We start from the raw sequence: 16,216 nt of genomic DNA, 5'->3' as shown, positions 1-16,216 counted from the left end.
CGCCAGGCGTTGGCGCGCAGATGGCCACGGCTGGGCTACTTGGGATAACCGGCGCGCTTCATCTCGCGTTCGGTGGACTGCTGTGCGGCGGCAAGCACCTGGTCGACCTTCATCTGCCCGGTCAGGGCGGCGGAGAACAGCTTGCCGACCTGCGTACCAATGGCCTGGAACTCAGGGATGGTCACCAACTGAATACCCACGTACGGCACGGGCTTGAGCGTGGGGTGGTTGGGGTCGACGCGTTTGAGCGACTCCAGCGTCACCTTGGCGAACGGCGCAGCGGCCAGGTAGGCGTCGCTGTAGGTCGAGGCGCGGGTGCCTGGTGGCACGTTGGCCACGCCTTCCTTGTCGGCCACCAGCTTGCCGTAGGCTTCGGACGTGGCCCAGGTGCTGAAGGCCTTCGCCGCGTCCTTGGCCTTGGAGCTGCTTGGGATGGCCAGCGCCCAGGCATACAGCCACGAGGCGCCCTTGTCGGTGACCTCCTTTGGCGCAAAGGTGAAGCCGACCTGGTCGGCGACCTTGCTCTGGGTCTTGTCGGTGACGAACGAGCCGGCAACGCTGGCATCGACCCACATCGCGCACTTGCCGCTGTTGAACAGCGCCAGGTTTTCGTTGAAACCGTTGCTCGACGCGCCAGGCGGGCCGTACTGCTTCAAGGTATCGACGTAGAAGTTCAGCGCGTTCTTCCACGCGCTGCCGGTGAATTCCGGCTGCCACTGTTCGTTGAACCAACGTGCGCCAAAGGCATTGGCCACGGTGCCGATCAGCGCCATGTTCTCGCCCCAGCCGGCCTTGCCGCGCAGGCAGATGCCGTACTGGCCCTGGTCGGGGTGGTGGAGTTTGGCGGCGAACTCACCCAGCTGGGTCCAGGTCGGTTGCTCGGGCATGCTCAGCCCTGCGTTCTGGAACAGGTCCTTGCGGTAGTAGGTGATCGAGGCTTCGGCGTAGAAGGGCAGGGCATACAGCGTACCGTTGGCCGACAAGCCATTGCGCACGGACGGGAACACGTCGTCGAGGTTGTAATCGGCCGGCAGGTCCTGCATCGGCTCCAGCCAGCCTTTGGCGCCCCACAGCGCCGCTTCATACATGCCGATGGTCAGTACGTCGAACTGCCCGCCCTGGGTGGCGATGTCGGTAGTCAGGCGCTGGCGCAGCACGTTTTCTTCAAGCACGACCCACTTGAGCCTGATGTCCGGGTGCTGTTCTTCGAACACCTTGGCCAGGCGCTGCATGCGGATCATGTCGTTGTTGTTGACCGTGGCGATGGTCAGTGTTTCGGCGCCCTGGGCCAATAGCGGCAGGCTGAGGCAGGCAGCGGCCAGGCAGGCCTTGATCGCGTCGTTCATCTATGAACTCCCTTACCGGGCCGGCTGACGGCACGGAAGACATTATTATTTTTGTGTCGCTGGCGCTGATTACACCCCCGTGTGGCGTTGGCGACAAAGCGTGGACTGCACGCCGGCTGATACTTTTTTGCAGTGGTTCGCTCAGTGACGGTTCTGCTCGGTCAGCCGCTGGGTCACCAGGCAGCGGTAGTCGGAGGGGGTCATGCCTTTGAGCTGTTGAAAGCGCCGGTTGAAATTGGACAGGTTGCTGAAGCCTGATTCGAAGCACACCTCGGTCACCGGCAGGTCGCTTTTGGCCAGTAATTCGCAGGCCTTGCTGACCCGCAGGCGGTTGACGAACTCGACAAAACCGCGCCCGGCCGCCTGTTTGAAAAAGCGTGAGAAGTAGGTGGGGGTCATGCCCAGATGCTCGGCCACTTCGTTCTGGGTCAAGTCCTGAGCGTAGTGCTGGAAGATGTAGTCCACCGCCCGGTTGATGCGCTCGACGTTGTGCTCGTCAGCCAGGTGCGAGGAGGTGACCGTGGACAATAACTGGTAGTCCTCGCAGCCGGCGAGCTGTTCCATGAGGATAAAAAAGTATCCAAGGCGGGTCATGCCCCGGCTGTCCGCGATGCGTTGCAACAGCTTGCGGCTCTCGGCGATCAGCGCCGGGTCACGAAACTCGATGCCGTAGTGCGCGCGGGCCAGCAACGGGCTGAGTTGGTGCAGTTCAGAAAACACCCGGCTGCCGCTGTGCAGCACCTCGTCGGTGAAATTGACCAGCATGTCGCGCTGGCTGAACACCTCGTCGGGGCCGGCCTGGCTGATCCAGTTGTGCGGCAGGTTGGGGCCTGTGAGGAACAACGTGTTCGGCCCGAAGCTGCCGATGTAGTCGCCGATGAACACTTTGCCGGCGCTGGCCACGATCAGGTGCAGTTCGTATTCCTTGTGGAAATGCCAGCGCACCAGCGGGCTGGGGAAGCCATGCTGGCGGTAGATCAGTGAGTCGCCCTCGTGGTCGTCCATCAACTCGTAGGACGGGTCGGTGACTTTGCTCGTTCTGGGCATGGCGCTGATGGGCTCCGGAGGACGAAGGGGCATCGTAGCCTGAACAGGGCAGGTGTTACAGGCCGCCAAGCGCGCCCGCGCTTGCGGTAAGATGCGCACTTCTGTCTCTGGAACCTCCCTGGATGAGCAAGCCCGGTCAAATGGTGCTGATCGCGTTGCGCAAGATGATCGCTTCGGGCGAACTGGCGGCTGGCGCGCGGCTGATAGAAGTGCCCACCGCCGAACGGTTCGGCGTCTCACGCATGCCCGTACGCATGGCATTCCGAACCCTGGAGCAGGAGGGCCTGCTGGTGCGTTGCGGCGGCCGGGGCTTCCAGGTGCGTTCGGTCAGCGCCGAGGACATCGCCGGTGCCGTGGAGGTGCGCGGTGTACTCGAAGGCCTGGCGGCCCGCCAGGCGGCTGAGCGTGGCCTGCTGCCAGCGGCGCGCGAGGCGTTGCAGCGCTGCCTGGTCGAAGGCGACCTGTTGTTCGACAAGGGGTATGTAAGCGAAGAGGACTTGCACGCCTATCACGACCTGAACATGCGCTTTCACCAGGTGATCGTCGAGGCCAGCCACAACCCGGCCATCGCCGATGCCCTGGCGCGCAACGATCACCTGCCGTTCGCCTCGGTCACCGCGCTGGCGGTGGACCGTCACGACCTTGCCCGTGAATACCGGCGCTTCAACTTCGCGCACATGCAGCACCATGCGGTGTTCGACGCGCTCATCCACGGCCAGGGGGCCCGCGCCGAGGCGATCATGCGCGAGCATGCCAATGCCACGCTGCGCTATGCCGAAACCTTTGGCGGGGCCACGGCGGACGAGGGCATGAAAGTGATCCTGCCCTCGTCCTGAGCCGTTTACAGGTCCAGTACCAGCAGGGGCGTTTTCGCCCGCGAACAGCACGGTGTGAACTGATCGTTCAGGGCTTGTTCCTGTTCCGTGAGGAACAGGTCGCGGTGCTCTGGCGTGCCCTGCAGCACACGGGTCAGGCAGGTGCCGCAAATGCCTTGTTCACAGGAAACGGCGATCTCGATGCCGTGGCGTCCTAGCACCTGCACCACACTTTGGTCGGCCGGCACCTCGAACACCTGGCCGGTGCTGCCTAGCTGCACCGAGAAGCTGCCGTCGTCGCTGTTTTCAACCGGTGCTGCGGCGAAGTATTCGCGGTGCAGGTTGGCCTGCTGCCAGCCCAACTGCTGGGCGGTGTCCAGCACGTGCTGCATGAAGCCGCCCGGGCCGCACACGTAAAGGTGCACATCATCCTGCGCGGTGCCCAGCACCTGGGCGATGTCCAGGGCGGTCTCCGGCTGCTCGTCAAAATGCACGAACAGGCGGTCAGCGAACGGTGCGGCGCGCAGGCGCTCGACGAAGGCCGCGCGTTCGCTGGAGCGGGCGCAGTAGTGCAGCTCGAAATCGTCGCCGTTGCAGGCCAGCTGCTCAGCCATGCACAGCAGCGGCGTGATGCCAATGCCGCCGGCGAACAGCACGCTGCGCCGGGCGCCCTGGGCCAGCGGGAACAGGTTGCGCGGGGCGCTGATGCGCAGGCGGTGGCCGGCCTGCACCTGCTCGTGAAGGCTGCGTGAACCGCCGCGTGAGGCGGGGTCGTTGAGCACACCGATCAGGTAGCGGTGGCGTTCGGCGGGGTGGTTGCACAGCGAATACTGGCGCACCCGCCCATCCGGCAGGTGCACATCGATGTGCGCGCCGGCGCTGAAGGGCGGCAATGGGCTGCCATCGGCGGCTGCCAGCTCGAAGCTGCAGATGCCTTGGGCTTCGTTGTTGCGGGATACCACTACGGCATCGATCATGGCGCGGGCTCCTCAGGCGTGGGTGGCGATCATGTGCGGTTGCGGCGCGTGCTCTTTGGCGATCAGTCGCTCCAGCACCTTGCGTGCCTGTACGCCGCCGGCGTCGATGTTGAGTTTGAGCAGGTTGCGCTCGGGGTAGGCGAGCAGGTTCTGCTGCTGGCGTTCGAGCATGTCCAGGTCTTCGCTGAAGATCTTGCCCTGGCCTTCTCGGATGCTCTCGGTCAGGGCCTGATCGTGGGCGGCAAAATTGCGCGCCATGCCCCAGAAGTACCAGATCGACGTGTCGCTCTCGGGGGTGATGAAATCGACCACGATGCTCGACGCCTTGTGCTCGACCGGGGCGTGGTAGCCGCCGTGGCCGGCATGCGCCACACCCACTTCGATCAGTACATGGCTGGGCGGTGTGAAGCGGCAGATCTGCCAGCGGTCCACCGGCACGTCATCGGCCAGGCCATTGCCGCGCAGGGCCATGCGCCAGAAGGGCGGGGGCATGATGTTTTCCATGTGCCGGGCCGTGACCACTTCGTCGCCGCTCACCGTGGTGACCGGCGGCGCCTCGTCGATTTCCTTCTGGCCGATGCTGGAGGCGTGCACATAGGTTTCGTGGGTGAGGTCCATCAGGTTGTCGATCATCAGGCGGTAATCGCAGCCGATGTGGAACAACCCGCCGCCATAGGCCCACTCATCGCTGGCCGCCCAGGGCAGCTGCGGGATCAGGGCGGGGTCAGCCTGGGCCTGGTCACCCGGCCAGACCCAGATGAAGCCATGGCGCTCGACCACGGCAAAAGCCTTGTTGCAGGGGAAGCCCCGCACCCGTTGGCCCGGCATGTCGACGGTCTTGCCATCACAGCCCATCACCAGCCCGTGATAGCCGCACACCAGGTTGCCGTTTTCGACAAAACCCAGCGACAACGGCGCGCCGCGGTGGGGGCAAAAGTCTTCGACGGCCGCTACGCGGTTTTCGCTGGGGCGGTAGAACACGATCTTTTCCCCGCAAATCTGCCGGCCCAAGGGCTTCTCGGCGATTTCGTCAGGGGTGCAGGCGACATACCAGGCGTTTTTCGGGTACATGAAGGACCTCCGATTGTTGTTATTTAATGGATCCATTAATACCCGAGCTGAAAAGCTGGTCAATGGCAAATCCCAACAAAAATTGGAGGTTGTGCGATTATCGTACGGTTAATGGATCCATTAAGCCGTTTGCGGATGAACTAACCTAGTCCTTGTAGATTTTCGTCAGCAGCCGCAGCAGTTGTGCGCGCTCATCCTCGTCAAGGCTGGCAGTAGCCTCCCGGTCGCTGTCGCTGGCGATCTGCTTGAGCTGCTTGAGCATCGCTTCACCCGACTTGCTCAAGAAGATCCCGTAGGAGCGCTTGTCTGGCTTGCAGCGTACTCGCACGGCCAGCGCACGCTCTTCCAGTTTGTTCAGCAGCGGCACCACTTGCGGCGGCTCGATCGCCAGGGCACGCGCCAGGTCCGCCTGCATCAAGCCTGGGTTCTGCTCGATGATCGCCAGCGCAGAGAACTGCGCCGGGCGCAGGTCGTAGGCCGACAACCGGCCGATCAGGTGCTGGAACAGCTTCAGTTGGGCGCGGCGCAACGCATAGCCGAGCAGGTCTTCGAGGACCGTATCGTCAGGCGGCGTGGGCAGGGAAGCGGTGTCGTCGGTTCGGGCAGACCTTGCCATCGGGTTGCATGCTCCTGGGTCATGAGTAAGAAAGTTACCCAGTTTGCCTGCGCCGGCACGATCCGGCTAGGGGAGCTCAGGCCAAAAAGCCTCTCAACCGGCTGGAAGGCAAAGATAATTTTCATAATAGTTAATTGACATAACTAATTGGCCGGATTAGCTTGATGGTCACCACCCCGAACAACAAGAGTGCAGAACCATGAGCAAATACGAAGGCCGCTGGACCACCGTGAAGGTCGAACTGGAGTCGGGCATCGCCTGGGTAACCCTCAACCGCCCGGAAAAGCGCAATGCCATGAGCCCCACCCTGAACCGGGAAATGGTCGACGTGCTGGAAACCTTGGAGCAGGACGCCGAGGCCGGCGTGCTGGTGCTGACCGGGGCAGGTGAGTCGTGGACGGCGGGCATGGACCTCAAGGAATACTTCCGCGAAGTCGACGCCGGCCCTGAAATCCTTCAGGAAAAAATCCGCCGTGAAGCCTCGCAATGGCAGTGGAAGCTGCTGCGCATGTACGCCAAGCCGACCATCGCGATGGTCAACGGCTGGTGCTTCGGTGGCGGTTTCAGCCCACTGGTGGCGTGCGACCTGGCGATCTGCGCCAACGAGGCCACCTTCGGCCTGTCGGAAATCAACTGGGGTATCCCGCCTGGCAACCTGGTGAGCAAGGCGATGGCCGATACCGTTGGCCATCGTCAGTCGCTGTACTACATCATGACCGGCAAGACCTTCGGCGGTGCCAAAGCCGCCGAGATGGGCCTGGTCAACGAGAGCGTGCCGTTGGCCCAGCTGCGCGAGACGACCCGCGAGCTGGCGCTGAACCTGCTGGAGAAAAACCCGGTGGTGCTGCGTGCCGCCAAGAATGGCTTCAAGCGCTGCCGCGAACTGACCTGGGAGCAGAACGAAGACTACCTCTACGCCAAGCTCGACCAGTCCCGGCTGCTGGACACCGAGGGCGGTCGCGAGCAGGGCATGAAGCAGTTCCTCGATGACAAGTCCATCAAGCCGGGCCTGCAGGCTTACAAACGCTGAGGGCCAGCGCGGGCTGTGCCGCCCCTGGCCACAGCCTGCGGATATTTCTCTATAACCACAACAAGAGGAATGAGCATGTTGCAGGTGCCTTTGCTGATTGGCGGGCAGTCGCGCCCCGCCAGTGATGGACGAACCTTCCAGCGCTGCAACCCGGTCACCGGTGAGGTGGTGTCGCAAGCCGCTGCCGCCTCCCTGGCCGATGCCGATGCGGCGGTGGCAGCGGCCAGCGCAGCGTTCCCGGCCTGGGCCGCGCTGGCGCCCGGTGAACGGCGCAGCCGCTTGCTGGCCGGCGCCGACCTGTTGCAGGCGCGGGCTGCCGAGTTCATCGCCGCCGCCGGCGAAACCGGGGCCATGGCCAACTGGTATGGCTTCAACGTGAAGCTGGCCGCCAACATGCTGCGCGAAGCCGCGGCCATGACCACACAGATTACCGGTGAGGTCATCCCCTCGGACGTGCCCGGCAGCTTCGCCATGGCCTTGCGCGCACCGTGCGGTGTGGTGCTGGGCATCGCGCCGTGGAATGCCCCGGTGATCCTCGCCACGCGGGCCATCGCCATGCCGCTTGCCTGTGGCAACACCGTGGTGCTCAAGGCCTCCGAGGTCAGCCCGGCGGTGCACCGGTTGATCGGCCAGGTGCTCCACGATGCCGGCTTGGGCGAGGGTGTGGTCAATGTGATCAGCAATGACCCGGCCGATGCGCCTGCCATCGTCGAGCGGCTGATCGCCAACCCAGCGGTGCGCCGCGTCAATTTCACCGGGTCCACCCAGGTGGGGCGTATCGTCGGCGAGCTGGCTGCCCGGCACCTGAAACCTGCCTTGCTCGAACTGGGCGGCAAGGCGCCGCTGCTGGTGCTCGACGATGCCGACCTGGACGCCGCCGTAGCCGCCGCAGCGTTCGGGGCGTACTTCAACCAAGGTCAGATCTGCATGTCCACCGAGCGCCTGGTGGTCGACGACCGCATCGCCGACACGTTCGTCGACAAGCTGGCGGCCAAGGTCGCCGGGCTGCGCGCTGGCGACCCGCAGGCCAGCACCTCGGTGCTCGGTTCGCTGGTCAGCGGTGCGGCCGGCGAGCGCATCAAGGCGCTGATCGACGATGCCGTGGCCAAGGGCGCTCGCCTGGTATGCGGCGGCCAGCTGGACGGCAGCATCCTGCAACCCACCTTGTTGGACAACGTCGACGCAAGCATGCGCCTGTATCACGAAGAGTCCTTCGGGCCGGTCGCGGTGGTGCTGCGCGCGCGGGGCGATGAAGCCTTGTTGACGCTGGCCAACGACTCGGAATTCGGCCTGTCGTCAGCCATCTTCAGCCGCGACACCAGCCGTGCGTTGGCTTTGGCCCAGCGTGTGGAGTCGGGTATCTGCCATATCAACGGCCCGACCGTGCATGACGAAGCGCAGATGCCCTTCGGTGGGGTCAAGGCCAGCGGCTACGGCAGCTTCGGCAGCCGCACCGCCATCGATCAATTCACCCAGCTGCGCTGGGTCACCCTCCAGCACGGACCCAGGCATTACCCCATCTAGGCAACGCGCATCATTGGCCGTCGTCCGTACCGTCGGGCGGCGGCAGGCTGTACAACAATAACAAGGAGCAACCTGCGTGAATAACCAAGCCCGCCCAGGGTCGCGCGACCCTGGCCAAAGCCCGCGCTACCGGCAGGTGTCCATCGGGCATCCCCAGGTGCAGTTCAGCGAGGCCGACGGCATATTGCGCATGCAAGCCGTCGAGCCCCTGGCGCCGCTGCCGGCGCGCCTGCTCGACCGGCTGCTGCACTGGGCCGCACAGCGCCCGGACACTACCTTCATTGCCGCGCGGCAGCCCGATGGCGCCTGGCGCGCGATCACCTACGCGCAAATGCTCGTGCAGGTCCGTACCATCGCCGCCAACCTGCTGGGCTTTGGCCTGAGCGCCGAGCGGCCGCTGGCGCTTTTTTCCGGCAACGATATCGAGCACCTGCAGATCGCCTTGGGCGCCATGTATGCCGGCATCCCGTATTGCCCGGTGTCGCCGGCCTACGCACTGTTGTCCCAGGACTTCGCCAAGTTGCGCCATGTGTGTGAGGTACTGACCCCAGGGCTGGTGTTCGCCACCGACACCCAACCGTTCCAGCGGGCCTTCGATGCCGTCCTGGATGCCTCGGTGGCGGTGGTGAGCGTGCATGGCCAGGCCCCGGGCCGTCGGCACCTGAGCTTCGACAGCCTGCTGCAGCCGTGCGACCTTGCGCGCGCCGACGCCGCGTTTGCCGCCACCGGGCCCGACACTATCGCCAAGTTCCTCTTCACCTCTGGCTCCACCAAGCTGCCCAAGGCGGTGGTCACCACCCAACGCATGCTGTGCGCCAACCAGCAGATGCTGTTGCAGACCTTCCCGGTGTTCGCCGAAGAGCCGCCGGTGCTGGTGGACTGGCTGCCGTGGAACCACACCTTCGGCGGCAGCCACAACCTGGGCATCGTGCTGTACAACGGCGGCAGCTTCTACCTGGATGCCGGCAAGCCCACCCCGCAAGGCTTCGGCGAAACCTTGCGCAACCTGCGCGACATTTCCCCCACCGCCTATCTGACCGTGCCCAAGGGCTGGGAAGAGCTGGTCAAGGCGCTGGAGCAGGACGCGCAGTTGCGCGAGGTGTTCTTTGCCCGCATGAAGCTGTTTTTCTTCGCTGCCGCCGGGCTTTCGCAAAGCGTGTGGGACCGCCTGGACCGCATCGCCGAGCAGCACTGTGGCGAGCGCATCCGCATGATGGCTGGCCTGGGCATGACCGAGGCGGCGCCGTCCTGCACCTTCACTACCGGGCCTTTGTCCCTGGCCGGCTACGTGGGCTTGCCTGCCCCGGGTTGCGAAGTGAAGCTGGTGCCGCTGGATGGCAAGCTGGAGGCGCGCTTTCGCGGCCCGCACATCATGCCCGGCTATTGGCGCTCGCCGCAGCAAACGGCCGAGGCGTTCGATGATGAAGGCTTTTACTGCTCGGGCGATGCCTTGAAGCTCGCCGATGCGCAGCAGCCCGAGCAGGGCCTGATGTTCGATGGGCGTATTGCCGAAGACTTCAAGTTGTCGTCCGGCGTGTTCGTCAGCGTCGGCCCGCTGCGTAACCGTGCGGTGCTCGAAGGCTCGCCCTATGTGCAGGACATCGTGGTGGCCGCGCCGGACCGCGAATGCCTGGGCATCCTGGTGTTCCCGCGTTTGCCCGAATGCCGCCAACTGGCCGGGCTATCGGCCGAAGCCAGCGATGCCGACGTGCTCGGCAGCGACGCGGTGCGCAGCTGGTTCGCCGCTTGGCTGCAGCGCCTGAACCGTGACGCCCAGGGCAACGCCAGCCGCATCGAATGGTTGTCACTGCTGGTAGAGCCGCCGTCGATCGACGCCGGTGAGATCACTGACAAAGGTTCGATCAACCAGCGCGCGGTGTTGCAGCGCCGGGCTGACAAGGTAGCGGCGCTGTACCGTGGCGAAGACCCGACCGTGCTGTCCGCGCAGGTGCGCCCGTGAGCAGTGCCGGGCTGTGCACGGCGTTCGACGATGTGGCCATCGTGGAGATGGTACGGACGCCCTGGGTCGACCTTGGCGGTGCGCTCGCCGCGGTTTCCCCGATCGACCTGGGCATCAAGGCTGGGCGGGCGGTGCTGGCACGGGCCGGTATCGCCCCACAGGCGGTGGACAGCGTGCTGGCCGGCAGCATGGCCCAGGCCAGTTTCGATGCGTACCTGCTGCCGCGCCATATCGGGCTGTACTGCGGGGTGCCGCAAGCCGTACCCGCACTGGCAGTGCAGCGTATCTGCGGCACCGGCCTGGAGCTGTTGCGCCAGGCCGGGGAACAGTTGCGCAGTGGCGTGCAGCAGGTACTGTGCGTGGGCGCCGAGTCGATGTCGCGCAACCCGATCGCGGCTTATGAGCACCGTGGCGGCTTTCGCCTCGGCGCGCCGGTAGGGTTCAAGGACTTTCTCTGGGAGGCGCTGTACGACCCGGCTGCCGGAGTGGACATGATCGGTACCGCAGAAAACCTGGCACGCGCGCATGGCCTTGGCCGCGAGGCGGTGGATGCCTGGGCGCTGCGCAGCCATCAGCGTGCGCTGCAGGCTCAGCAGCAGGGCTGGTTCGATGAGGAAATCGTCGAGGTCACGGCAGAGGTCTTCAGCGCTGACGGCTGCCTGCCGCGCGGCATCGAACTGCCACGCGGGGTGGCCCCTGTCAGCCACGACAGCCACCCGCGGCCTACCGATGCCCCAGCGCTGGCCCGCTTGCGTGCGGTGCACGCCGGTGGGGTGCAAACCGCGGGCAACAGTTGTGCGGTGGTCGATGGCGCGGCGGCAGCGTTGGTGAGGCGTTTTTCCACGTGCACCCAGCCACCGTTGGCCCGCCTGCTGATGGCCACCGCCGTGGGTGTGCCCCCCAGCACCATGGGCATCGGGCCGGCCCCGGCGATTGCCCTGCTGCTCGAACGCAGTGGCCTGCGCCTGGAGCAGGTCGACCGCTTTGAAATCAACGAAGCGCAAGCCGCCCAGGTGCTGGCGGTGGCCCAGGCGCTGCAACTGGATGAGGCAAAACTCAACGTCCATGGCGGGGCCATCGCCCTGGGCCACCCCTTGGCCGCCACTGGCTTGCGCCTGGTGCATACCCTGGCCCGCCAACTGCGCCAGGGCAACCTGCGTTACGGCATCGCTGCGGCCTGCATCGGCGGCGGCCAGGGCATGGCGGTGCTGATCGAAAACCCCCACTTCGCGGCTTGAAACCGAGGACGCCCATGGCCTGGAAGGCTCCCCTGCAAGACATGCAATTCGTGCTTGAGCATTGGCTCAGGGCCGACCAGGCCTGGCAGCACCTGCCGGCCTACGCCGACGTCGATCTGGAACTGGCCCTGCAGGTGCTGCAGGAGGCCGCCCGTTTCAGCGAACAGGTTCTGGCGCCGCTGAATGCTTCCGGCGACCGCCAGGGCTGCCGCCTGGAGCAGGGCCGGGTGCGCACGCCGGACGGCTTTGCCGCAGCCTATCGGGCCTACGTGGACGGCGGCTGGCCGGCGCTGGCCTGCGAGCCCCGGTTCGGCGGCCAGGGCTTGCCATTGGTACTGGATGCGGCCGTTCAGGAAATGCTCTTTGCCAGCAACCATGGCTGGGCCATGTACACCGGCATCGCCCATGGCGCCTACCTGTGCCTGAAGGCTCATGGCAGCGCCCAATTGCAGGCGCGTTACCTGCCCGGAATCGTCAGCGGCGCAAGCCTGCCGACCATGTGCCTGACCGAGCCACAGGCTGGCAGTGACCTTGCCTTGCTGCGCTGCCGTGCCGAACCGCTGGGCGATGGCAGCTACGCCGTTACCGGCAACAAGCTGTTCATTTCCGGCGGCGACCACGACCTGACCCGCGACATCCTGCACCTGGTGCTGGCGCGTTTGCCCGACGCCCCGGCAGGCAGCCGCGGGCTGTCATTGCTGCTGGTACCCAACGGCCTGGAAGGTGGTGTGGGCAATGGTGTGCAGTGCGATGGCCTGGAGCACAAGCTGGGCATTCGCGGTAGCGCCACCTGTGCGCTGCGCTTCGAGGGTGCCAGAGGCTGGCTGGTCGGGCAGGCCCACGGTGGCCTGGCGGCCATGTTCGTGATGATGAATTCGGCCAGGCTGCAGGTTGGCCTGCAAGGGTTGGGGCACGCCGAAGCGGCCTGGCAACTGGCCCGTGACTACGCACGGGAGCGTCGCCAGATGCGCGCCCCCGGGCATTGGCCGGGGGCTGCTGCCGACCCCATTCACCTGCACCCTGCCATGCGCCTTGCGCTGCTGGAGTTGCGGGTGCGTAGCGAAGGCATGCGCACTTTGGGCTACTGGACGGCGCACTGGCTGGATGTGGCCGACGCCTCTGCCGACCCTGCGCTGCGCGCCAAAGCGGCGACGCTGGCGGCGTTGCTGACGCCCATCGTCAAGGCAGCGTTCACTGATTACGGTTTCAGCCTGTCGAGCAAAGCGCTGCAGGTGTTTGGCGGTTACGGCTACACCTGCGAGTTCGCCATCGAGCAGGTGCTGCGCGACAGCCGGATTGCGATGATCTACGAAGGCACCAACGAAATTCAGGCCAACGATCTGTTGTTGCGCAAAGTGCTGGGCGATGGCGGTGAAGGTTTCGCGCTGCTGCTGGGCGAGCTGCGCGCGGAGGCTGTTGCTGCCCCGGGCGCGGCGGCCGAGGCACTCGGCGTGATCTGCGACCGGTTGCAAGGGCTGGTTGCCACGCTTGAGCGCAGTGCGGCGCACAACGTGGAATACCCCTATCGCGCGGCGGGGGCCTTCCTGCAGGTGTGCGCCACGGCGCTGCAGGCCTTTGCCTGGGCCCGCACCGTACGCTGCCTCGACACGTTGCCGGCCGAGGCGCCGCTACGGCGTGAGAAGCATGAAAGCGCCACCTTCTTTTTCAGCTACCTGCTGCCTGACTTCGACCGGCAAGTGGCCGCTGTCGAGGCGGCCGCCTGCCCATTGCCTTTCATTGCCGAACCGTTCTGAACCCCACGTGCGAAGTCGCGATAAAGACCGGCTGGGGCTGGCGCGCCGAGGGCCGGTAACGCATGCACAGGTCCGCTGAACACAGGTGCGATCCGCCTTTGATCACCACCACCGGTACGCCGGGTTCGGCCGGGTCGTAGCTTTCGCTCAAGGCGGGGCCGGGCGGGTCGAGGGCCGCGTCGCGTCGCGCATCGTGGCCCGGGCGGTAGCCGGTGCGGGTCAGCTCCCAGACATTGCCCCCTGCATCGAACACACCAAACCGGTTGGCCGGGAAGCAGCCCACCGGTGAAGTACCGCTGAAGCCGTCGGCGGCCGTGTTGTTGTAGGGGAACTGGCCCTGCCAGGTGTTGGCCATCAGCTTGCCCTTGGGCAGTTCAGTCTTGCCCCAACTGAAGTCGGCATCGTCCAGCCCGCCACGCATGGCGTATTCCAGTTGCGCTTCGCTGGGCAGTGCACGGCCCGCCCAGCGCGCGTAGGCCTGGGCATCTTCCAGTGTCACTTGCACCACCGGGTGGTTTTCCAGCCCTGCCAGGTCACTGCCAGGGCCTTGCGGGTGTCGCCAGCTGGCCCCCGGCACGAACTGCCAGCCGGGAGCGAGCACCTTCGGCCCTTGCTGGAACACCATAGCGCCCGGCACGCGCAGCGTGTCGGGCAGGGTGGGGTCCGCCTCGGTGCTGATGCCCCGTTCGGCCTGGGTACGGTAGCCGGTAACGGCCACGAACCGGGCGAACTGGGCGTTGGTGACCGGGTGCCTGTCGACCCAGAAGCCCGACACCTTTGCCGCATGTGGCGGGCCTTCTTCATCGTAGAAACGGTCGGAGCCGAAGGTGAAGGCGCCCCCCGGCAAGTGCACCATGCCATCTTGCCTGCCGGGTAAGCCGCTATAGCCATCGCACAGCAGTACCGGCGCCGGGGCGTGTGGCCAGGCGCCGTAGGCCACGGCGAGCAAGCCAGCGGCGAGCAGCGCGCAGCCGGCTACCCGGGCCATCATGGTTTGCTGGCCAGGGGCATGGCGGGGCTGGCGGGGCGCCCGTCAGCGTCGATGGCGATGTTGCTGCGCTGGGCATAGGCCTTCCAGTCGCGCAGCAGGTCGCTCACCTGCCGGGGGTGTGCAGCTGCGATGTCATGGTGTTCGCCGGGGTCTTTGCTCAGGTCGTACAGGTGCCAGGCCGGCGTGCTGTCGGTGGCGTCCCACAGCAGTTTCATCGGCCCCTTGCGCAGCGAGGCGCTGCCGTTGATTTCCCAGCCCAGCGCTTCGTCATGGGCGTGGATCCGCGTGTCCTTGCCTTGCAGGTAGTCCAGCGCCGAGGTGCCCTGTGGCGGCACGATGGCCCGGTCGCGGTAGCTGATGCCGGGCATCGGCGCGCCGGCCAGTTGCAGCAGGGTCGGCATGATGTCCCTGACACTGGCCATCTCATCGCTGCGTCCGGCCTTGATGCTGGCCGGGTGGTAAACGAAGGCAGGCACGCGGATGCCGCCCTGGTAGGTGGTCATCTTGTAGCGGCGGCTGGGCAGGGCACTGACTTGCGCCCAGGCCGAGCCGATCATCAGGAACGAATCACGCCGGCCGTAGTTGGCCAGGCGGTTATCGAAGTGTTCCTTGATCCAGTTGGGGTCGACGCGGGTGGCATTTTCCGGCCCGTTGTCGGACATGAACAGTACCAGTGTGTTGTCCAGCTCGCCGGTTTGGCGCAGGTGATCGACCAGGCGCCCGACCTCGGCATCCAGGGCCGCCACCATGGCCGCGTACACCTCCATGGTGCGCGCCGATTGCCGTTGTTGCTGTTCGCTCAGCGTGGCCCAGCCCGGTACACCTTCCAGTTGCGGCTCGAGGGGGAAGTCTGCGGGCACCAGCCCGGCCTTGCGTTGGCGCGCCAGGCGCTCGTGGGCAATCACCTCATAGCCCTGGTCGTAGCGGCCGCGGTATTGCGCCAGGTATTTATCCGGTGCCTGCAAGGGCCAGTGCGGCGCGGTGTAGGCGGCAAAGGCAAAGAAAGGTGTGTTGCTGGCCTTGCCATCGTCGATGGCGGCGATGAGGCGGTCGGTGAACCAGGTGGTGGAGTAGAAGTCGTCAGGCAGTTCGATGGGGTCGCCATTGTGGCGGAAGGTCGAACTGTAGTTCGGCTGCAGCGCCATGTTGGCCTGCTTGAAATGCGCGGCGCCGCCTTCGAGCAGCACGTAGGCCTGGTCGAAGCCCCGGTTCTGGGGCTGCTGCGCAGGCTGCATGCCCAGGTGCCATTTGCCGGAGATGTAGGTGCGGTAGCCAGCATCGTGCAGCAGTTCTGCCAGGGTCGCGACGTTGCTGCCCAGTACCCCTTCGTAGCCGGCGCGCACCGCAACGCCGGCCGGCAAGCGCTTGCGTGCTTCGGCCATCATGCCCAGCCCTGCCAGGTGCGGGTCGTTGCCAGACATCAGCATGGCGCGGGTAGGGGAGCAGCTTGGCGCCGCGTGGAAGTCCAGCATCAGGCGGCCGTCGGTCAGCAACTTGTCCAGGTTGGGCGTCTGGATTTCGCTGCCCAGGGCCGACAGGTCAGAGAAGCCGAGGTCATCGGCAACAATCAGCAGAATGTTTGGTTGTTTAACGGTTGGCGTGGCCATGGCCTGGCTGGTGCCAAGCATGAGCAGGCCGAGAGCGGCAAGGGATTTGAGGCAGTTCATCAGAGTGCTCTTTTTGTTTTTTGTTGGGGGTCGTGGCGGCGTGCCCGCAAGGTAGAGAGCCCGCAGCACTCATGTTAACGGCCATAACGGCGGCTGCGCAGGCGCCCTGGAAAAAAGCGTTCGATAAACGAACGCTGGATTTGGTCAATATCAGGTAGTTTGCATCCCCCTATTGACGGC

13 protein-coding genes are annotated in these 16,216 nt (G+C 65.5%); 6 read left to right on the top strand and 7 right to left on the bottom strand.

Going from position 1 to position 16,216, the window contains the following annotated elements; all coding sequences use genetic code 11:
- Positions 1-35: 35 nt before the first annotated feature.
- Both JNA92_RS20975 and JNA92_RS20970 read right to left on the bottom strand, forming a co-directional pair.
- Positions 36-1,346, bottom strand: a complete 1,311-nt coding sequence (locus tag JNA92_RS20975) for an ABC transporter substrate-binding protein (RefSeq protein ID WP_241806456.1) — start codon at positions 1,344-1,346, stop codon at positions 36-38.
- 141 nt (positions 1,347-1,487) lie between these two features.
- Positions 1,488-2,393 (bottom strand): AraC family transcriptional regulator, encoded by a 906-nt coding sequence (locus JNA92_RS20970; RefSeq protein ID WP_241806455.1) that lies wholly within the window; start codon positions 2,391-2,393, stop codon positions 1,488-1,490.
- A 122-nt stretch (positions 2,394-2,515) separates the two neighbouring features.
- Here JNA92_RS20970 and JNA92_RS20965 point away from each other — a divergent pair, with 122 nt between their 5' ends.
- Positions 2,516-3,229, top strand: a complete 714-nt coding sequence (locus tag JNA92_RS20965; protein ID WP_241806454.1) for a GntR family transcriptional regulator — start codon at positions 2,516-2,518, stop codon at positions 3,227-3,229.
- A 5-nt stretch (positions 3,230-3,234) separates the two neighbouring features.
- On the opposite strand, the gene JNA92_RS20960 is transcribed toward JNA92_RS20965, so the two are convergent.
- The 3 genes from JNA92_RS20960 to JNA92_RS20950 all read right to left on the bottom strand — a co-directional run bounded on the left by JNA92_RS20960 (position 3,235) and on the right by JNA92_RS20950 (position 5,872).
- Positions 3,235-4,185, bottom strand: a complete 951-nt coding sequence (locus JNA92_RS20960) for a PDR/VanB family oxidoreductase (RefSeq protein ID WP_241806453.1) — start codon at positions 4,183-4,185, stop codon at positions 3,235-3,237.
- A gap of 12 nt (positions 4,186-4,197) precedes the next feature.
- The gene (locus JNA92_RS20955) at positions 4,198-5,256 is read right to left on the bottom strand and encodes an aromatic ring-hydroxylating oxygenase subunit alpha (protein WP_241806452.1); all 1,059 of its coding nucleotides are present in this window, start codon (positions 5,254-5,256) and stop codon (positions 4,198-4,200) included.
- 145 nt (positions 5,257-5,401) lie between these two features.
- Positions 5,402-5,872 carry a MarR family winged helix-turn-helix transcriptional regulator gene (locus tag JNA92_RS20950; protein ID WP_241806451.1) on the bottom strand — a complete coding sequence of 157 codons (471 nt, stop codon included), beginning with the start codon at positions 5,870-5,872 and terminating at the stop codon, positions 5,402-5,404.
- A 199-nt stretch (positions 5,873-6,071) separates the two neighbouring features.
- On the opposite strand from JNA92_RS20950, the gene JNA92_RS20945 reads away from it, so the two are divergent.
- The 5 genes from JNA92_RS20945 to JNA92_RS20925 all read left to right on the top strand — a co-directional run bounded on the left by JNA92_RS20945 (position 6,072) and on the right by JNA92_RS20925 (position 13,378).
- Complete coding sequence (locus tag JNA92_RS20945) at positions 6,072-6,902, top strand: p-hydroxycinnamoyl CoA hydratase/lyase (RefSeq protein WP_241806450.1); 831 nt, start codon at positions 6,072-6,074, stop codon at positions 6,900-6,902.
- Positions 6,903-6,977: 75 nt separating this feature from the next.
- On the top strand, positions 6,978-8,426 hold the full coding sequence (locus JNA92_RS20940; RefSeq protein WP_241806449.1) for an aldehyde dehydrogenase: 1,449 nt from the start codon (positions 6,978-6,980) through the stop codon (positions 8,424-8,426).
- A gap of 76 nt (positions 8,427-8,502) precedes the next feature.
- A complete protein-coding gene (locus JNA92_RS20935) occupies positions 8,503-10,386 on the top strand; it encodes a feruloyl-CoA synthase (RefSeq protein WP_241806448.1) in 1,884 nt (627 codons plus the stop codon).
- Positions 10,383-11,624, top strand: a complete 1,242-nt coding sequence (locus JNA92_RS20930; RefSeq protein ID WP_241806447.1) for a thiolase family protein — start codon at positions 10,383-10,385, stop codon at positions 11,622-11,624. The genes JNA92_RS20935 and JNA92_RS20930 overlap by 4 nt, the downstream gene beginning before the upstream one ends.
- A 14-nt stretch (positions 11,625-11,638) precedes the next feature.
- Positions 11,639-13,378 carry an acyl-CoA dehydrogenase family protein gene (locus JNA92_RS20925; protein WP_241806446.1) on the top strand — a complete coding sequence of 580 codons (1,740 nt, stop codon included), beginning with the start codon at positions 11,639-11,641 and terminating at the stop codon, positions 13,376-13,378.
- On the opposite strand, the gene JNA92_RS20920 is transcribed toward JNA92_RS20925, so the two are convergent.
- Both JNA92_RS20920 and JNA92_RS20915 read right to left on the bottom strand, forming a co-directional pair.
- A complete protein-coding gene (locus JNA92_RS20920; RefSeq protein WP_241806445.1) occupies positions 13,359-14,369 on the bottom strand; it encodes a formylglycine-generating enzyme family protein in 1,011 nt (336 codons plus the stop codon). The genes JNA92_RS20925 and JNA92_RS20920 overlap by 20 nt on opposite strands.
- Entirely contained in the window at positions 14,366-16,036 is a 1,671-nt protein-coding gene (locus JNA92_RS20915; protein ID WP_241806444.1) for an arylsulfatase, read from the bottom strand. The genes JNA92_RS20920 and JNA92_RS20915 overlap by 4 nt, the downstream gene beginning before the upstream one ends.
- Positions 16,037-16,216 lie beyond the last annotated feature (180 nt).

Source organism: Pseudomonas putida, assembly GCF_022627325.1.
GTDB classification, from domain to species: Bacteria; Pseudomonadota; Gammaproteobacteria; order Pseudomonadales; family Pseudomonadaceae; genus Aquipseudomonas; species Aquipseudomonas putida_X.
The sequence above is the reverse complement of the archived record's forward strand: the minus strand, read 5'-3'. Positions and strand labels throughout refer to the sequence as shown.